19 protein-coding genes and 1 riboswitch are annotated in these 15,864 nt (G+C 69.5%); of the genes, 11 read left to right on the top strand and 8 right to left on the bottom strand.

Annotated elements, in window-relative coordinates; translation table 11 throughout:
* Positions 1 to 5 precede the first annotated feature (5 nt).
* The gene (locus LRD69_RS02705) at positions 6 to 212 is read right to left on the bottom strand and encodes a DUF397 domain-containing protein (protein ID WP_277324930.1); all 207 of its coding nucleotides are present in this window, start codon (positions 210 to 212) and stop codon (positions 6 to 8) included.
* Positions 213 to 239: 27 nt separating this feature from the next.
* Positions 240 to 1,097 (bottom strand): helix-turn-helix transcriptional regulator, encoded by an 858-nt coding sequence (locus LRD69_RS02700; RefSeq protein ID WP_277324929.1) that lies wholly within the window; start codon positions 1,095 to 1,097, stop codon positions 240 to 242.
* 204 nt (positions 1,098 to 1,301) lie between these two features.
* Between LRD69_RS02700 and LRD69_RS02695 the strand changes: the two genes are divergently transcribed.
* Positions 1,302 to 1,733: an ATP-binding protein gene (locus tag LRD69_RS02695; RefSeq protein WP_277324928.1), complete on the top strand. Its 432-nt coding sequence runs from the start codon at positions 1,302 to 1,304 to the stop codon at positions 1,731 to 1,733.
* Between the two features lie 64 nt (positions 1,734 to 1,797).
* Here the strand turns inward: LRD69_RS02695 and LRD69_RS02690 are convergent, their stop codons facing one another.
* The 3 genes from LRD69_RS02690 to LRD69_RS02680 form a co-directional block, all read right to left on the bottom strand.
* Positions 1,798 to 2,271 carry a C40 family peptidase gene (locus tag LRD69_RS02690; protein ID WP_277324927.1) on the bottom strand — a complete coding sequence of 158 codons (474 nt, stop codon included), beginning with the start codon at positions 2,269 to 2,271 and terminating at the stop codon, positions 1,798 to 1,800.
* Positions 2,272 to 2,274: 3 nt separating this feature from the next.
* Positions 2,275 to 2,471: riboswitch (cyclic di-AMP (ydaO/yuaA leader) on the bottom strand.
* 303 nt (positions 2,472 to 2,774) lie between these two features.
* On the bottom strand, positions 2,775 to 3,083 hold the full coding sequence (locus tag LRD69_RS02685) for a hypothetical protein (RefSeq protein ID WP_277324926.1): 309 nt from the start codon (positions 3,081 to 3,083) through the stop codon (positions 2,775 to 2,777).
* 7 nt (positions 3,084 to 3,090) lie between these two features.
* Entirely contained in the window at positions 3,091 to 3,726 is a 636-nt protein-coding gene (locus LRD69_RS02680; protein WP_277324925.1) for an ATP-dependent Clp protease proteolytic subunit, read from the bottom strand.
* 94 nt (positions 3,727 to 3,820) lie between these two features.
* On the opposite strand from LRD69_RS02680, the gene LRD69_RS02675 reads away from it, so the two are divergent.
* From LRD69_RS02675 to LRD69_RS02635, 9 genes are all read left to right on the top strand, one after another.
* Positions 3,821 to 4,114, top strand: coding sequence for a type II toxin-antitoxin system Phd/YefM family antitoxin (locus tag LRD69_RS02675; RefSeq protein ID WP_277324924.1), 294 nt, complete (start codon positions 3,821 to 3,823; stop codon positions 4,112 to 4,114).
* A 327-nt stretch (positions 4,115 to 4,441) separates the two neighbouring features.
* A complete protein-coding gene (locus LRD69_RS02670) occupies positions 4,442 to 4,600 on the top strand; it encodes a hypothetical protein (RefSeq protein WP_277324923.1) in 159 nt (52 codons plus the stop codon).
* Between the two features lie 138 nt (positions 4,601 to 4,738).
* On the top strand, positions 4,739 to 5,041 hold the full coding sequence (locus LRD69_RS02665; RefSeq protein ID WP_199919267.1) for an urease subunit gamma: 303 nt from the start codon (positions 4,739 to 4,741) through the stop codon (positions 5,039 to 5,041).
* Positions 5,042 to 5,053: 12 nt separating this feature from the next.
* Positions 5,054 to 5,365, top strand: coding sequence for an urease subunit beta (locus LRD69_RS02660; protein ID WP_277324922.1), 312 nt, complete (start codon positions 5,054 to 5,056; stop codon positions 5,363 to 5,365).
* Complete coding sequence (locus tag LRD69_RS02655) at positions 5,358 to 7,079, top strand: urease subunit alpha (RefSeq protein ID WP_277324921.1); 1,722 nt, start codon at positions 5,358 to 5,360, stop codon at positions 7,077 to 7,079. The genes LRD69_RS02660 and LRD69_RS02655 overlap by 8 nt, the downstream gene beginning before the upstream one ends.
* A 13-nt stretch (positions 7,080 to 7,092) precedes the next feature.
* Positions 7,093 to 7,755, top strand: coding sequence for an urease accessory UreF family protein (locus LRD69_RS02650; protein WP_277324920.1), 663 nt, complete (start codon positions 7,093 to 7,095; stop codon positions 7,753 to 7,755).
* 36 nt (positions 7,756 to 7,791) lie between these two features.
* Positions 7,792 to 8,469, top strand: a complete 678-nt coding sequence (ureG, locus tag LRD69_RS02645) for an urease accessory protein UreG (protein WP_277324919.1) — start codon at positions 7,792 to 7,794, stop codon at positions 8,467 to 8,469.
* Positions 8,466 to 9,230, top strand: a complete 765-nt coding sequence (locus tag LRD69_RS02640) for an urease accessory protein UreD (RefSeq protein WP_277324918.1) — start codon at positions 8,466 to 8,468, stop codon at positions 9,228 to 9,230. Before ureG ends, LRD69_RS02640 begins: the two co-directional genes overlap by 4 nt.
* A 168-nt stretch (positions 9,231 to 9,398) precedes the next feature.
* Positions 9,399 to 10,976 carry an alpha/beta hydrolase gene (locus LRD69_RS02635; protein WP_277324917.1) on the top strand — a complete coding sequence of 526 codons (1,578 nt, stop codon included), beginning with the start codon at positions 9,399 to 9,401 and terminating at the stop codon, positions 10,974 to 10,976.
* 70 nt (positions 10,977 to 11,046) lie between these two features.
* On the opposite strand, the gene LRD69_RS02630 is transcribed toward LRD69_RS02635, so the two are convergent.
* Positions 11,047 to 12,096 (bottom strand): NAD-dependent epimerase/dehydratase family protein, encoded by a 1,050-nt coding sequence (locus tag LRD69_RS02630; RefSeq protein WP_277324916.1) that lies wholly within the window; start codon positions 12,094 to 12,096, stop codon positions 11,047 to 11,049.
* 64 nt (positions 12,097 to 12,160) lie between these two features.
* Positions 12,161 to 12,871: a lysophospholipid acyltransferase family protein gene (locus LRD69_RS02625; protein ID WP_277324915.1), complete on the bottom strand. Its 711-nt coding sequence runs from the start codon at positions 12,869 to 12,871 to the stop codon at positions 12,161 to 12,163.
* 948 nt (positions 12,872 to 13,819) lie between these two features.
* Here LRD69_RS02625 and LRD69_RS02620 point away from each other — a divergent pair.
* Positions 13,820 to 14,536 carry a hypothetical protein gene (locus tag LRD69_RS02620; RefSeq protein ID WP_277324914.1) on the top strand — a complete coding sequence of 239 codons (717 nt, stop codon included), beginning with the start codon at positions 13,820 to 13,822 and terminating at the stop codon, positions 14,534 to 14,536.
* A gap of 431 nt (positions 14,537 to 14,967) precedes the next feature.
* Here the strand turns inward: LRD69_RS02620 and LRD69_RS02615 are convergent, their stop codons facing one another.
* On the bottom strand, positions 14,968 to 15,858 hold the full coding sequence (locus LRD69_RS02615) for a helix-turn-helix transcriptional regulator (protein ID WP_277324913.1): 891 nt from the start codon (positions 15,856 to 15,858) through the stop codon (positions 14,968 to 14,970).
* Positions 15,859 to 15,864: the final 6 nt, after the last annotated feature.

Here is a 15,864-nt window from a genome sequence, read left to right as displayed (position 1 = left end):
GTCGGTCAGCCGGCCGGACCGCCGGTCAGACCGGAGACGAACGACGTCCAGGCCGCGGCGGAGAACCGCAGCGGGGGCCTGGACACGTCCTTGGAGTCGCGCACGGCAAGCAGCTCCGGACCGAAGGACGCTGCTTCCACGCAGTTGTTCATTCCGGTGCTGCGGCTGCTGCGCCGCCACTGCAACGCCTGCTGGGCGGGACAATCGGGCATCGGGCCCCCTCGGGCAGTCTGAGGTTCCTAACCGTCGCGGTCTATTGCGGCGATCAGGTCCAACGAGTGCTCCGGCGACAGCGCGTGTGCCTGCATCGTGGCGAAGGCCGAGCTGTACGCCTCAAGGTCTTCTTTCCGCTCCAGATAGAGGCTACTCGTCAAATGGTCGAGTACGACCACATCCAGATCAGAAGTGTTCGGAAAAGAGAAGATAACGAAAGGCCCGGTGAGTCCTACGTACCCACCCACCGAGAAGGGCAGCAACTGCAGTTGTATGTGCGGTAGTTGGGATACCCGGGCCAGATGGCGCAGCTGGTCCCGCATCACCCGGCGCCCGCCGACCTCGCGTCGCAGCACCGCTTCGTCGAGCACCGCGGTCAGCCGCAGCGGCGGATCGGTCCGCAGTACGCCCTGCCGGGTGAGCCGCACCTCCACCAGCGAGTCCAGCTGGCCGGCGGGCAGGTCGTCCAGCGACGCACGGGTCACCGCCCGGGCGTAGTCGGCGGTCTGCAACAGCCCCGGCACCACTGAGGTTTCCAGCGTGCGGGCGGTTCTGGCCTGGGACTCCAGACTGATGAAGTCCCGGTACTGGGGCGGGATGAGACCTCGGTAGGCATGCCACCAGCCGGTGCCGCCACCGCCCGCCGAGCCGGCGAGCATCTTCAGGAGCGCTCGCAACTGTGGGTCGTTCACGCCGTAGGCATCCAGCAGCCGGCTCACATCGGCCGGTTTCACACTGCTGACACCCGTCTCGATCCGGCTCACCTTCGACTGATGCCAGCCGGCCATCCGCGCCGCGTCCCGGCTCGTCAGTCCGGAGGCATGGCGCAGACCGCGCAGCTCCTCCCCGAGCTTGCGGCGGCGCACCGCAGGTCCATGCTGCATGGGCGGCCTCCCTCCCCCTCGTGCCGAGGGGCCAGTGTGCCGCCCATGTGCGGGCTTCCGGGGCAGAGTTCACCGCATCGAGCGACAGATATATGCACATCTTGGTGGATCGCCGTCGCGGAGGGCAGCATCAGTGGCACTCTGGCGCGAAGCGCATCCCGGACCGACCGCGGGTCGGTCCGGGTGGGAAAGGGACGGCTCGCCATGGCAGACCATCAAGAAGCACGTGTCACTCTGCCGAGCGAGCCGCTTTCGGTCTCCTCGGCCCGGAGATACGTGGCCGGCGTGCTCACCGACTGGGGTCTGGCCGATGACAGCGAGGTGGCCGACAGCATCCGGCTCATCGTCTCGGAGCTCGCCACCAACGCCGTCCAGCACACCTTCGGTCAGTCGCCCACGTTCACGGTGGACCTCCGGCTGGAGCGGGAGGAACAACTGCGTCTCGGGGTGACGGACAGCCACCCGCGCTGGCCCCAGCGACTGCCCGCCGCCGTGCGGCAGGACAACGGGCGCGGCATGGTGATCATCCGCTGTCTGGCCAAGGAGTGCGGCGGACAGCTCACGGTCACACCGACCGCTGAAGGAGGCAAGACCGTCTGGATCGAGCTTCCCTGGACCGTCCCCGTCCAGACCTGACCACCGGCCCGGGCCCCGGCGTCGCGTCGTGAACGGACGAGGGCCGGCCCGGCGCCACCAGGGATCAGCGGACCCGTCCGTACCAGACGCTCCTGGTCCAGATCTTCTCCAGCCGCACCACGGCACCCGACTTCGGTGAGTGCCAGATCCGGCCTTTGCCGGCGTAGATCCCCACGTGGTAGACGAAGCTGCCGTAGTGGAAGAAGACCAGGTCGCCGCGTTGCCGATGCCCGGACGAGATGTGCCGGCTCTTGTTGTACTGCTGCTGAGCCGTGCGCGGGAGCCTCTTGCCCGCCTTCTTGAACGCGTACTGCGTCAGGCCCGAACAGTCGAAGCGGTGCGGGCCGGTGGCCCCGTAGCGGTAGGGCGATCCCCTCTTCGACGCGGCGATCTTGAGCGCCTTCGCCGAATGGGTCGCGGCCTGTGCCTCGGTCACGGAGCCGGGGGCGATGATGGGGCCGCCGACGGCGGCGAGCGTCAGAACCGTGGCCGTACCGGCCCGGGTGAGCAGAGACGGGACATGAACCTGCGCAGTCATGCGCAACCCTTCGTCAGCCGCCTGTGAAGGATGACCTGTCGGGTTCGGGCTGGCGAAGTTGCCCGGCCGCACGTAGCGGCTTCACCCCGAGGGTCGACCGGATGCCCGGCCGACCCGTTGTGCTCGGGTCCTCCACTCCTGCCGATCCACTCCTGTCGACCAGGCATCCGGACGGCGGCAGGACTCGGCGTCCACCCGGACCGCCCCGCCGCGGTGGCGGGGGCTTGTCGTCCCAGGGATCTTGACTCACCGACTGCCGGATTTCCGAGGTGGAACGGCATGGTGTGAACCTCATGACGAATGACCCGTTCGGGTGGGCAGAGCCGCTTCGGGGTCTCGCCCGGTCGCCCTGACCGGTCCCGTACCAGCGACGGAACAAAAGATTCCGCTTACTGTCCACATCGGGAACGCAAGTTGAAATGTCCCCCGCGCGGGGGATCTCCTACGCCGAAAGAGCGAGGAATTCTGATCAGCACGTCGGGCGTGTCGCGGAAGGGAATTGATCAACTCGTCGGGGCAGGGGGCACGGTGACCCGTTCGGCACGCCGTTCCCCGTCCAACACGCGCAGCGCCCGGGCCAATGTGGCAGCGTGGAGCTGTGCTTCACCGCGCTCGTGCATCAACGCGAGTGCGTCCCGCAGGGCGCGCGCCCGCGAGGCGAGCGCCTGCGCCGCGCGCAGAGCGCGATAGGTGTCGCTGCCGTGAGCCGGGTTGATCCGGCCCAGCTGGTCGAGGACTTCGAGGTAGCAGTCGATGAACTCGCTCTCGGCGCGCGTCAGTGCGGGCAGCGGCGGGAACTCCGGTGGCTGCATGGGGCGTTCACCTCGCACTGTTCGGCGGGAGCAACGGCTTGCGGTTCTCCAGGACGTGGTCGACCAGGCCGTACGCCTTGGCGCCCGGCGCGTCCAGGATGAGATCGCGGTCGATGTCGGCGGCGATCTGCTCGGTCGCGTGCCCGGTGTGACGGGCCAGCAGACCGGTGAGCAGCGCGCGGATGCGATCCAGTTCCCGCGCCTCGATCTCCAGATCGGACGGCTGGCCCTGCACCGGCTCGGGAAGTGCGGGCTGCTGGAGGACCATCCTGGCTCCGGGCAGGGCGTGCCGTCGGCCGGGGGCGCCCGCGGCCAGCAGCAGGGCCGCGCCGGCTCCGGCCTGGCCGAGGCAGAAGGTCTCCACCTCGCACGCGAGGTACTCCATCGTGTCGTAGATCGCCGTCGTGGCGCCGAATGAGCCGCCGGGGGAGTTGATGTAGAGGGAGACGGGACGGTCGGGCGCAGCGTGTTCCAGGTACATGAACTGCGCGATCAGGTCGTTCGCGGAGGTGTCGTCGACCGCGGTGCCGAGGAAGACGATGCGCTCGGCGAGCAGCTTGGAGTACGGGTCGAGGGTGCGGGTCCCGTCGGTCGTGCGCTCGGTGAATTCGGGCAGCACATAGCGGGCGGCAGGGCGGAACATGGCGAGCCTCTCCTCCGGTGTCCGTGTCTGCGGGCGGCCTGCACAGGCATCTGTAAAAAATGTACAGGACGTACAGACGGTTATGATGGGGACTATGGCCTACGAGATTCCGGTGACGCAAGCGCGAGCTGAGCTCGCCGAACTGATCAACCGCGTCGTCTACGGCGGTGAACGCGTCGTGGTGACGCGGCACGGCAAGCCGCTGGTGGCGCTCGTTTCGGCTGCTGACCTGGAACGACTCGAGAAGGGCGAGGCGGCGGCGGAGGAGCAGGTGATCAGCTCGGTCTCCTCGATGGGCACCGCCGCGTCCGCTCCGGGCGAACGGCGGCGCTTCGGTATTGCGGCGGAGCACCGGGGGCAGAGCGACCCGGGCAGCGGACGGCCGTGACGCCTGGGCGCCGGCGCCGCGTACGTCCCTCGGCGACGTCGCCGCGGACGCCCGTCGCCCCGTGACTCCGTCCCCGTGCCGCGGAGGCCGCGCACCCGTCCGCTGAGGCGGGGGTGCACGGCGGCTTCGAGGGTGGTGCTCAGCCCACCGGGCCCGGGTGCGGCGGCTGCCGGCGTCCGGCGCCGTGTGCCGACGAGTACAGCGGTCAGCCCGAGCGCCGCCCACAGGGCGAGCGTCAGCGGCGCGCCTCCCGCCGCACTGCCGTCCAAGAGAAGGATCGTTCGTTTGACGACGGCCCTGTCCCGCCGGCGCCCGAAATCGTCAAGAATGAATGTTCGTTTTACGGCTCGCGTATCCCGGGCCCGTCTCGACGCCCGACGGCGGCAGATCCTCGACGGCGCTGCACGCTGCGGTGACGCCGCACCCGAGATGCTGGAGGACGGCCTGCGCGGGCTGATGTCCACGGACCTGCAGCGGATCGGTTAACGCGCCGGAAAAACTTCACCCCTAACCTGCATTACCTTGCCGTGAGACACGGGCTTGCGTTCAACGGTCTGTTGAGCGCGGTTAAGGTCTCGCTACGCCCAGGACCGGTGCCGGGCGGAGGACTGTGAGGTGGATGCGTTGCAACTGACCCCGCACGAGCAGGAACGCCTGCTCATCCATGTGGCCGCCGACGTGGCTGAGAGGCGCCGGGCGCGCGGACTGCGGCTCAACCATCCCGAGGCGGTCGCGCTGATCACCGCGCATCTGCTGGAGGGTGCCCGGGACGGCCGTACGGTCTCCGAACTGATGGCGTCCGGACGCAAGGTGCTCACCCGCGACGACGTCATGGACGGGATTCCCGAGATGATCCACGACGTCCAGGTCGAAGCCACCTTCCCGGACGGCACCAAGCTCGTCACCGTCCATGACCCGATCGTCTGACGGGCGGCGCCGATGATTCCCGGAGAGATCCTCTACGCGGACGGGCCCGTGCCGCTCAACGCGGGCCGCACCGTCAGCCGCCTCACCGTCCTCAACACCGCCGACCGGCCCGTCCAGGTGGGCTCGCACTACCATTTCGCCGAGGCCAACCCGGGCCTCGAGTTCGACCGTGCGGCTGCCCGTGGCCTGCGGCTGAACATCGCCGCGGGGACCGCGGTCCGCTTCGAGCCCGGCATCCCCGTCGATATCGAACTCGTGCCCCTCGCCGGACGGCGCGTCGTCCCGGGCCTGCGCGGCGAGACCGGAGGCGCTCTCGATGGCTGAGCTCCACCGCGCCGTGTACGCGGATCTGTTCGGGCCCACCACAGGCGACCGGATCCGGCTCGCCGACACCGATCTGCTCGTCGAGATCGAGGAGGACCGCTCCGGCGGCCCCGGACTCGCCGGTGACGAGGCCGTGTTCGGCGGCGGCAAGGTGATCCGCGAGTCGATGGGCCAAGCGCGCACCACCCGTGCCGAAGGAGCCCCCGACACGGTCATCACCGGCGCCGTCGTGATCGACCACTGGGGCATCGTCAAGGCGGACATCGGCATCCGCGACGGCCGTATCGCCGGCATCGGCAAGGCCGGCAACCCGGACACGATGGACGGTGTCCACCCCGGTCTCGTCATCGGCCCGGAGACCGAAATCATCACGGGCAACGGCAAGTTCCTCACCGCCGGTGCCATTGACGCGCACGTCCACTTCATCTCGCCGACCCTGGTCGACCAGGCACTCTCCGCGGGTATCACCACGCTCGTCGGCGGCGGCACCGGACCGGCCGAGGGCACCAAGGCGACGACGGTCACCCCGGGCGCCTGGCACCTTGCCCGGATGTTCGATTCGCTGGAGACCTACCCCGTCAACATCGGACTTCTCGGCAAGGGCAACACGATGTCCGGTGACGCCATGCGGGCACAACTGCGCGGCGGAGCCCTCGGGTTCAAGATCCATGAGGATTGGGGGGCCACCCCGGCCGTCATCGACGCCTGTCTGAACGTGTGTGAGGAGAGCGGCGCACAGCTCGCCATCCACACGGACACCCTCAACGAGGCCGGTTTCGTCGCCGACACCCTCGCCGCGATCGCCGGGCGCTCCATCCACGCGTACCACACCGAAGGCGCCGGCGGCGGGCACGCCCCGGACATCATCACCGTGGTCTCCGAGCCGTACGTTCTGCCCAGCTCCACCAATCCGACCCGGCCGCACACCGTCAACACCATCGAGGAACACCTCGACATGCTGATGGTCTGTCACCATCTCAACCCGGCCGTGCCGGAGGACCTGGCGTTCGCGGAATCGCGGATCCGGCCGTCCACCATTGCGGCCGAGGACGTGCTCCACGACCTCGGGGCGATCTCCATCATCTCGTCCGACTCCCAGGCGATGGGCCGCATCGGCGAGGTCGTCCTGCGCACCTGGCAGACCGCCCATGTGATGAAGAAGCGCCGCGGCCCGCTGCCCGGTGACGGCGCGGCCGACAACCACCGAGTGCGTCGCTATGTCGCCAAATACACCATCAACCCGGCGGTCGCTCAGGGTCTCGACCGGGAGATCGGCTCCGTCGAGACCGGCAAGCTCGCCGATCTGGTGCTGTGGGACCCGGCGTTCTTCGGCGTGAAGCCGCAGACCGTCATCAAGGGCGGCCAGATCGCGTACGCGCAGATGGGCGACGCCAACGCGTCCATTCCCACCCCGCAGCCGGTGATGCCCCGGCCGATGTTCGGTGCACTGGGCCGGGCGCCCGCCGCCAACTCGTTCAACTTCGTGGCGAACGCCGCCATTGAGGACAGGCTGCCGGAACGCCTCGGACTCGGCAAGCGGTTCGTGCCGATCACCAGCACCCGAGGGGTCACCAAGGCGGACATGCGGGAGAACGACGCGCTGCCACGGGTCCAGGTCGACCCCGACAGCTTCGCCGTGACCATCGACGGTGAGCCCGTCGAGCCCGCACCTGCTGCCGAACTCCCCATGGCCCAGCGTTACTTCCTCTTCTGAGGACGGACAGACCATGACGCGCGCAGCTCTCCTCGTCCTCGCCGACGGCCGGTTCCCCGCCGGGGGTCACGCCCACTCCGGTGGCGCCGAACCGGCCGTCGAGGCGGGGCGCATCCGTGATGCCGATGACCTGGCCGCCTTCTGCCGGGGCCGGCTGCACACCACCGGACTCACCTCCGCCGCACTCGCCGCGGCGGCCGCGCACGGCCTCGAACCGCTCGCACTCGACGAGGCCGCCGACGCCCGCACCCCGTCACCCGCCCTGCGCATGGTGGCGCGCAAACTCGGCCGGCAGCTGATGCGGGCCGCCCGCGCCACCTGGCCGAGCCCCGAACTCGCCGCGCTCGCCGAGGCCCGGCCGCGCGGCGCCCACCAGCCCGTCGTGCTCGGCCTCACCGCACGCGCGGCGGGCCTCGGGCCCGAGGACGCCGCGTACTGCGTGGCGTACGAGACGGTCAGCGGTCCGGCCACCGCGGCGGTCCGGCTGCTCTCCCTCAACCCCTTCGATGCCACCGCCGTCCTCGCCCGCCTCGCACCCGAACTCGACCGGGTCGCCGAACAGGCTGCCGCCGCCGTGCACCATGGCATCGACGCGTTGCCCGCGGCCTCCGCGCCGCTGCTCGACATCACCGCCGAAGCGCACGCCGCCTGGCCGGTCCGTCTGTTCGCCTCGTAGCGCCAACCGCACCGCACCCTTCAGGAGCCGCACCGCATGCACCTCGACCATTCCCATGACGGACCCGCCGCCGTCGGCGCCGACGCCGCACGCCCCGACGGCACCCGCCGGGCCCTGCGCATAGGGCTCGGCGGACCGGTCGGCTCCGGCAAGACCGCGACCGTGGCAGCGCTCTGCCGAGTGCTGCGCGACCAGCTGTCCATCGCCGTCGTCACCAACGACATCTACACCCGCGAGGACGCCGCCTTCCTGCTGCGTAACGCCGTACTGCCGCCCGAGCGCATCCAGGCCGTCGAGACCGGCGCCTGTCCGCACACCGCCATCCGCGACGACATCTCCGCCAACCTCGAAGCCGTCGAGGACCTGGAGGACGCCGTCGGTCCCCTCGACCTGATCCTTGTCGAGTCCGGCGGCGACAACCTCACCGCCACCTTCTCCAAGGGCCTGGTGGACGCCCAGATCTTCGTCATCGACGTGGCGGGCGGAGACGACATCCCCCGCAAGGGCGGCCCCGGCGTCACGACCTCCGACCTCCTCGTGATCAACAAGACGGACCTCGCCCCGTATGTCGGCTCCGATCTGGACCGGATGGCACGGGACGCCGCCGACCGGCGTGGCGGACTCCCCGTCGCCTTCACCTCCCTCACCTCCGCCGACGGCGTCAAGCCGGTCGCGGACTGGGTGCGCGAGCAGCTCGCCGCCTGGACCGCATGAGCGTCCAGGCGACCGCCCGGATCATCGCCGTCGCCGACGGCCGGGGCGCCACGGTCCTTCCCGTGCTCGAGAGCGACGGGCCGCTGGCCCTGCGGCGGACCAGGGCCACCCTCGCGGCGTGCGCCCGGGTCACCGTCGTCGGCGCGATGAGCGCACCGCTGGGCGGGGACCGGCTCGCCATCGAGGCACGCGTCGAGGACGACGCCCGGCTCACCGTGGACTCCGCAGCGGCGACCGTCGCCCTGCCCGGCCCCGGACCCGGCATTCAAGGTGCCACCTACGACATCGAGTTGCACGTGGGAGAAGGCGCGGAACTCAACTGGCTCCCGGAGCAGCTCATTTCGGCGAACGGCAGTGAGCTGCGCGTGAACACCCGGGTCGAACTCGCTCCGAGCGCACGGCTGGTGCTGCGGGAGGAACAGATTCTCGGCCGCCATGGTGAGACCACCGGGACTCTCTTCAGCCGCCTGACCGTCCGCCGCGCCGGCCGTCCGCTACTGGATCAGCACGTCGCATACGGGCCGGGGGCGCCCGGCGGCTGGGACGGCGGCGCCGTGCTCGGCGGACACCGGGCGGTCGGACAACTCCTCGTCGTGGACCCGGCCTTCGACGACACATGCCCTGCCGCACGGCTGCTGGGACCGACCGCCGTACGCACGCCGCTCGCCGGTCCGGCGGTACTGGTGACCGCCGTGGCCCCGGACGCACGGGCGCTGCGCACCGTCCTGGACGGCGCGCTGGACGAGGTGCTGGGCGCCTGACGCCGGTGCGCACCGCTCAGCGGGACACGGGTGTCCGGTTATCGATTCGGTAAAGAAGTGGGTGTACAGCCTGTTCTCAGGAACCCCACAGACGACAGGATCCGCGGGAGGCTCCAATGTGAAGTGCGCTGCTCTCTGCGGCGCTTCGGACAATGGGGGAGGTTCCACTTGAGACGCACAGCAGTGCTCGGCTCGGCCGGCACTCTGATTGCGGGCACGCTCATAGCGAGCGCGATCGCCGCACCGGCGGCCACGGCCGACGGCCGTCACCACAGCGGTTCGGAGGCGCGCGGCGTCCAGATCGCCGCCGCACGGGCGGCCCACGCCGGTATCGACTGGAAGGACTGCCCGGCCGACTGGGCCCTGGCCACGCCGATTCAGTGCGGCTGGGTGACCGTACCGCTCGACTACGCCAAGCCCGACGGCAAGCAGATCAAGCTCGCCGTCGACCGGCACGTCAGTACCGGTACGAAGGACGAGCGGCAGGGCGCACTGATCTACAACCCGGGGGGACCCGGCGGCTCCGGGCTGCGCTTCCCCACCCGGATCACCAACAAGAACCCGCTCTGGACGAAGACCGCGAAGGCGTACGACTTCGTCGGCTTCGACCCCCGCGGCGTCGGCCACTCGGCGCCGATCTCCTGCGTCGACCCGCAGGAGTTCGTCAAGGCCCCGAAGGCCGACCCGGTGCCCGACAGCGAGGCCGACAAGCGCGCCCAGCGCAAGCTCGCCGCCGAGTACGCGGACGGCTGCGCCGAGCGGAGCGGCGGCATGCTGCCGCACATGACCACGCCGAACACCGCACGCGACCTGGACGTCATCCGCGCCGCGCTCGGTGAGAAGAAGCTCAACTATCTGGGCGTCTCCTACGGCACCTACCTGGGAGCGGTCTACGGCACCCTGTTCCCGGACCACGTCCGGCGCATGGTCGTCGACAGCGTGGTCAACCCGGCGAAGGACAACATCTGGTACCAGGCCAACCTGAACCAGGACATCGCCTTCCAGAAGCGCTGGGACGACTGGGAGGCCTGGGTCGCCAAGAACGACGCGGCCTTCCACATCGGCACCACGCCGGCCCAGGTCGAGCAGGAGTGGCTGAAGCTCCGTGCCTCCGCCAAGAAGAGCCCGATCGGCGGCGTCGTCGGACCCGCCGAGCTCATCGGCTTCTTCCAGAACGCGCCGTACTACGACTCCACCTGGGTGCTCGTCGCCCAGACCTGGAGCGACTACCGGGCGGGCGACACCCAGGCGCTGGTCGACGCCGCGGGCCCCGACATGTCGGACCTCGCGGGGAACGCCTCCTCGGAGAACGGCAACGCCGTGTACACGGCTGTCGAGTGCGCGGACGCCAAGTGGCCCACCAGCTGGCAGAAGTGGGACCGCGACAACACCCGGCTGCACAAGGACTACCCGTTCATGACCTGGGCCAACGCCTGGATGAACCTGCCCTGTGCGACCTGGTCGGCCAAGCAGCAGACCCCGCTGGAGGTCAAGACCGGCAAGGGTCTGCCGCCGGTGCTGATCGTGCAGTCCACGCGTGACGCCGCCACTCCGTACGAGGGCGCCGTCGAGCTGCACAAGCGTTTCAAGGGCTCGCGTCTGATCACAGAGAAGGACGCCGGCTCGCACGGCGTCACGGGCCTGGTCAACCCCTGCATCAACGAGCGGGTGGACACCTACCTGCTCACCGGGCAGACCGACCGGCAGGACGTGACGTGCGCCCCGCACGCCACCCCGAAGCCGTAGGCGGCTGAGTGAGGGGGACGGGCGGCCGGACGAGCACCACCGGCCGCCCGTCCTCATGTACGGGCCCGTCTCACCTGCCCAGGTCGTACTGCTCCAGCCAGGCGTCCTCCGCCGCATAGTCGAACAGGCCCTCGCCGTACGTCCGCAGCATCGCCGGGAAGGCGTCCCGCCAGTCCCGGCCGTTCAACTGCCCGACCAGCCACTCGACAGTCTCCGGCAGCGACTCCGCGTACCCCGTCACCGGCCGGTAGCCGAGCTCCTTCCCGGCAGCCGTCATGTCATACACGACGGGATGGGCAATGGTCCACGGCGTCTCGCCGACCTCGCCCATCGGAGAGGGTCCCTCCACCAGTACCGTCTCCGTCTCCCTGCCGAGCACCTCGTCGATCGCCGACGCGATCTCAGCGACCGTGGGCGCCTGCGGATCGGCCGCGTTCAGTACCCGCGACCCGGGACGCCGTGCGGCGAGCCGGATCAGCTCGGCCACATTGGACACATGGACCGGATGGAAGCGGCCGGTGCCGTTGTACGCCAGCACCCGCCGCTTGCGCCCGTCCAGCAGCCGCTTGACGAAGTACAGCTCGCGCGGCGTACGGCAGTACGGGCCATGGACCGCACCGGCCCGCAGCAGCGTCACCGGCAGCGTGTCGCCCGCAGCGAGCAGATCCCGCTCCAGCCGGACCTTTCTCGTCGCATACGTGGCATCCCCCGGTGCCACCGTGCGCTGGGTCTCCGCGATCGGCACCGGATACTGCGGGGCGCCGTCGGGCTCGTTCTGGGTGTCGAAGCCGCGGCCGCGAGCGTCCTCGTAGACCGCGCCGCTGGAGATGACGACGGCCGAACCGACCCGGTCGGCGAGCCCGGCAAGCTGCCGGGCGTGCTGCTCGCCGTATGCCACCATGTCGACCAGGACGTCACAGCCGTCGCCCAGTGCCGCGGCCAGTGCCCCCTCGTCGTCCCGGTCGAGGGCTGTCGTCCGTACCCCGTCGGCCCATCGCTCGTCGCGGCCGCCGCCGCGCGAGACCGCGGTCACCTCCCAGCCGTCCTCCGCGAGCGCGCGCACCGCCGCGCGCCCGATCTGTCCCGTGGCCCCGAGTACCCATGCCTGTCCGTTGCTCATGGGAGGAACGCTAGGCGGTGCCGGACCGGTTGGGCATGAGGGTTCGCCGATCGCGGATTCGCGGTCAGCGTCGCAGTCTCGGGAACTTCTTCGGCTGGGCTGCCTCTGCGGCCTTCACCTTGACGGCGTACTCGTCGACGTACTCCTGACCGGAGAGCCCGAGGATCGCGTACATGATCTCGTCGGTGACCGCCCGGATCGCCGCTTTCTGGTCCCCCATACCGGCGTAGCGGGAGAAGTCCATCGGCTCACCGAAGCGGATGGTCACCCGCTTGATGCGCGGGACGACCTTGCCGGGAGGCTGGATCTCGAACGTACCGACCATGGCGCACGGCACGACCGGCACCCGCGCCTTGATCGCCATCACCGCGACACCGACCTTGCCCTTGTAGAGCCGGCCGTCGTGCGAACGGGTCCCCTCCGGATAGATCCCGAGCAGTTCGCCCTTGCTCAGCACGCCGAGCCCTTCATCGATCGCGGCCTGCCCCGCGTTCTTGCCGGACCGGTCCACCGGGATCTGCCCGGCGCTGCGGAAGAACGCGGCGGTCAGCTTCCCCTTCAGCCCGGGACCCGTGAAGTACTCCGCCTTGGCGAGAAAGGTGATGCGCCGTCGGATGATCGCGGGCATCAGGAAATGGTCGGAAAAGGACAGATGGTTACCGGCGACGATCGCCGCGCCCTCCTCCGGAATGTGCTCCAGTCCCTCGATCCTGGGCCGGAAAAGCAACCGCAGCAGCGGCCCCAGAATGACGTATTTGAGCACGTAGTAGAACACGGCGTCTCTCCACTCTCTACCGGATCGGCTCTGGGAACGGGCGTGCAGGACGGAGGTGATCGATCGTAGCCCGACCGGTCGTCGAGGGCGCCGCCGAGGACTCAGGCGGTTGGGCTGTGCCCGGCCCACTCTCCAAGGGTTCCCGGCGACAGTTGTGGGGAGGGCTGGGTGGATCGGTCGGCCGAACTGGCAAGTCGGCTGTGCGCGGGACGGCTTCGACGTGAATCAGGTCGGTGCAGTGCCTCTGCCACTCGAAGGGATACAGCTGTCGTTACGGCCTTGGCGGGCGCCGGAGATCGGTCATGACCGCTGCTGTTGGTGTCAGGCGCCGATGTCGGCGAAACAGCCATGTGTGCCATGCGCGCGATTGCTGATCTCAGCCGCTATGGCCAAAGGGCATGGGCCAGACGGACCATGCCCGCCGAAAGGAAGATCGCACCCAGGATCGCGCAGACCGTCCTCACGGCGCCGACGCGGTTCGACACGTGACGGGAGGCGCGCACCGCCCAATCGCGGACATTGAACGCGACCAAGAGCAAGGCGACCCCGCGCCCGAGGTCCCACACGATCCTGATCCACATACCCGACCCGTCTCCCCACCTCGATCAACCGGGCTCATTGTGCATGGCCGCTCGAGGTGCTCGACTGCCGGCCAGGTGACCTGCCCACCGTCCGGCGCGCATCACGACCGCGCCGCATCAATCCTGGCCGACCTGCAGGCCAGGGCTGCGCCGGTCTCATCTGCGGCCGTGGACGACCCGTCTCGGCGGAGGCGGGATGTTCCGAGGGGCGGAGGATCCGGGTCGTACCGTCCCGGGTAAAAAATATTAGGAGCATATACTCTTAATTGAGGTGCGCCGCGCCGACCACGTGCCGCCTCTTCGGCCGGGCTGCGTCAGCCGGTCACATATCCGACGAAACATCCCACGGATCAAGGAGGAATCTGCCATGAGTGATCTCGTCACACGGGTCATCGAGGCGCACGGCGGCCTGGACCGCTACAACCGGTTCAGCTCGGCGACCGTGCACCACCGGGTCGGAGGTTCGCTGTGGAGGCTGAAGGGCCGGGAGGGGATACTGAGCCACGTGGCTGTACGGCTCGACCTGCATCAGCAGCACGCCAGCCACTACCCCTTCACAGCGCCCCACCTGCGGACGTCCTTCACCGCGCAGCGGGTGGCCGTGGAGTCCGCCACCGGAGAGGTGACGGCCGAGCGGGCTGACCCTCGTGCGTCGTTCCCGGGCGACGTGCGCGCTCCCTGGGACGATCTCCAGGTCGCCTACTTCGCCGGGGAGGCCATGTGGACGTACCTGACGTCCCCGTTCACCTTCACCTCTCCCGGATTCGAGACCGTGGAGCTGTCCCCGGTCGCGGAGGAGGGGGAGACCTGGAGGCGTCTGAAGGTCACCTTCCCTGACCACATCGCGACGCATTGCCCTGAGCAGATCTTCTACTTCGACTCGAACGGGCTGCTGCGCAGGCACGACTACACGCCCGAGGTCATCAACGCCGGGCCTGCCGCGCACTACCCCTCCGAGTACAAGGAGTTCGACGGGATAATGATCCCGACCCGGCGACGCGTCTACCGGCGAGGGGAGGGCGGAACGGTGAACCGGGACGTGGAACTCGTCACCATCGATGTCGAGAGCGTCCTGTTCATCTGACCGGGCAGCTGGAGCTCTTCATCCCGGCACCTAGGCACCAGAGGGGTGCGCGGTCGCGCCCAGGATGCAGATCCGGCGACTGCCGTGCGCGCGACGCTCATTTGCCGACAGCGCTGATGGTCTGTCACCCCACTGGTTTCGTCGTGCAGTTCATCCTTGGTGGAGGGCCGCGCTCGGGGCGCATCCGACTGGCCCAGGTGCGAGCTGCCCGGACCGACGTGAGGGTCGGGGTACGGGCGGTGGCCCGGCTGCCTCCCGGCATGCCGGTTCGCCCTGACTGGCGGCCGGACCGCCTCTGGGATCTCAGGCCCGGTGGCAGCTTTTGCAGCCGCTGCCTGCGCTGTCTCACCCTGGCCGTCGGGGCCGTGTCTCACGAGAGAGGCCGGAGCCCAAATCGATGCAATTCTGCGGCGGTTGCTCGTTGAACCGCGTCAGTCCGTTGTGCGGTGCTGCGTGGGGGCTCGGAGTTCCTGGGTGGCGGCCCAGGAGGCGAGCAGGAGCAAGCCCTCCTCGGAGGGCGACCCGGGCTCGGTGGCGTAGATGGTCAAGGTCAGACCGGGTTCGGCGGCCATCTCCAACCCTTCGTAGGCGAGCGTGAGTTCGCCTACGGCCTGGTGGTGGAAGCGCTTGGTGCCGGTGCCGTGATGGCGAACATCGTGGGCACCCCAGCGGGTGCGGAACTCGTCGCTGCGCGTGGACAGCTCGCCGACCAGGTCGTGGAGGTCCTTGTCGTGGGGATTGCGGCCGGCTTCGGTGCGCAGGATGGCGACAGCGATGTCGGCGGCCTGCTCCCAGTCGGGGTAGAAGCGGCGCGAGGCAGGGTCGAGGAAGTTGAAGCGCGCGAGGTTCGCCCGGTTGGACGGGGAGGCGTAGACGTCGTTGTAGAAGGCGCGGGCGAGTTGGTTGGCGGCGAGCAGGTCCATGCGGCCGTTGCGAACGAATGCGGGCCCCGCGGTGATGGCGTCGAGGGTCCATTGCAGGCTGCGGTGCGGGGCCCAGTGGCGGGTGGTGCGGCGCCGAGGCCGGGTAAGGGCGTCGGAGCCGTCGGCGGCCTGGGCCAGATGGAGAAGGTGGGCGCGTTCGGCGTCGTCGAGCCGGAGGGCACGGGCGACGGCTTCCAGTACGGCCGGGGAGACGCCGGCGAGGCTGCCGCGCTCCAGCTTGGCGTAGTACTCCACGCTCATGTCGGCCAGGGCCGCGACCTCGCTCCTGCGCAGGCCCGGCACGCGGCGCCGGCTGCCGGAGGGCACGCCCGCCTGCTCGGGGGTGATCTTGGCTCGCCGCGAGGTCAGAAACTCGCGGACCTCTTCACGGTTGTCCACACCGTT

The sequence above is a fragment of the Streptomyces sp. JH14 genome (genome assembly GCF_029428675.1).
In the GTDB taxonomy this organism is placed as follows: Bacteria; Actinomycetota; Actinomycetes; order Streptomycetales; family Streptomycetaceae; genus Streptomyces.
The sequence above is the reverse complement of the archived record's forward strand: the minus strand, read 5'-3'. Positions and strand labels throughout refer to the sequence as shown.

Bases quoted from the DNA above. Each gene is read 5' to 3' on its own strand.
- LRD69_RS02670 (WP_277324923.1), top strand. From the start codon at position 4,442: ATGAATGTTCGTTTTACGGCTCGCGTATCCCGGGCCCGTCTCGACGCC.
- LRD69_RS02680 (WP_277324925.1), bottom strand. From the start codon at position 3,726: ATGTTCCGCCCTGCCGCCCGCTATGTGCTGCCCGAATTCACCGAGCGC.
- LRD69_RS02630 (WP_277324916.1), bottom strand. From the start codon at position 12,096: ATGAGCAACGGACAGGCATGGGTACTCGGGGCCACGGGACAGATCGGG.
- LRD69_RS02620 (WP_277324914.1), top strand. From the start codon at position 13,820: ATGAGTGATCTCGTCACACGGGTCATCGAGGCGCACGGCGGCCTGGAC.
- LRD69_RS02700 (WP_277324929.1), bottom strand. From the start codon at position 1,097: ATGCAGCATGGACCTGCGGTGCGCCGCCGCAAGCTCGGGGAGGAGCTG.
- ureG (WP_277324919.1), top strand. From the start codon at position 7,792: ATGCACCTCGACCATTCCCATGACGGACCCGCCGCCGTCGGCGCCGAC.
- LRD69_RS02695 (WP_277324928.1), top strand. From the start codon at position 1,302: ATGGCAGACCATCAAGAAGCACGTGTCACTCTGCCGAGCGAGCCGCTT.
- LRD69_RS02690 (WP_277324927.1), bottom strand. From the start codon at position 2,271: ATGACTGCGCAGGTTCATGTCCCGTCTCTGCTCACCCGGGCCGGTACG.
- LRD69_RS02655 (WP_277324921.1), top strand. From the start codon at position 5,358: ATGGCTGAGCTCCACCGCGCCGTGTACGCGGATCTGTTCGGGCCCACC.
- LRD69_RS02650 (WP_277324920.1), top strand. From the start codon at position 7,093: ATGACGCGCGCAGCTCTCCTCGTCCTCGCCGACGGCCGGTTCCCCGCC.
- LRD69_RS02705 (WP_277324930.1), bottom strand. From the start codon at position 212: ATGCCCGATTGTCCCGCCCAGCAGGCGTTGCAGTGGCGGCGCAGCAGC.
- LRD69_RS02675 (WP_277324924.1), top strand. From the start codon at position 3,821: ATGGCCTACGAGATTCCGGTGACGCAAGCGCGAGCTGAGCTCGCCGAA.
- LRD69_RS02685 (WP_277324926.1), bottom strand. From the start codon at position 3,083: ATGCAGCCACCGGAGTTCCCGCCGCTGCCCGCACTGACGCGCGCCGAG.
- LRD69_RS02660 (WP_277324922.1), top strand. From the start codon at position 5,054: ATGATTCCCGGAGAGATCCTCTACGCGGACGGGCCCGTGCCGCTCAAC.
- LRD69_RS02640 (WP_277324918.1), top strand. From the start codon at position 8,466: ATGAGCGTCCAGGCGACCGCCCGGATCATCGCCGTCGCCGACGGCCGG.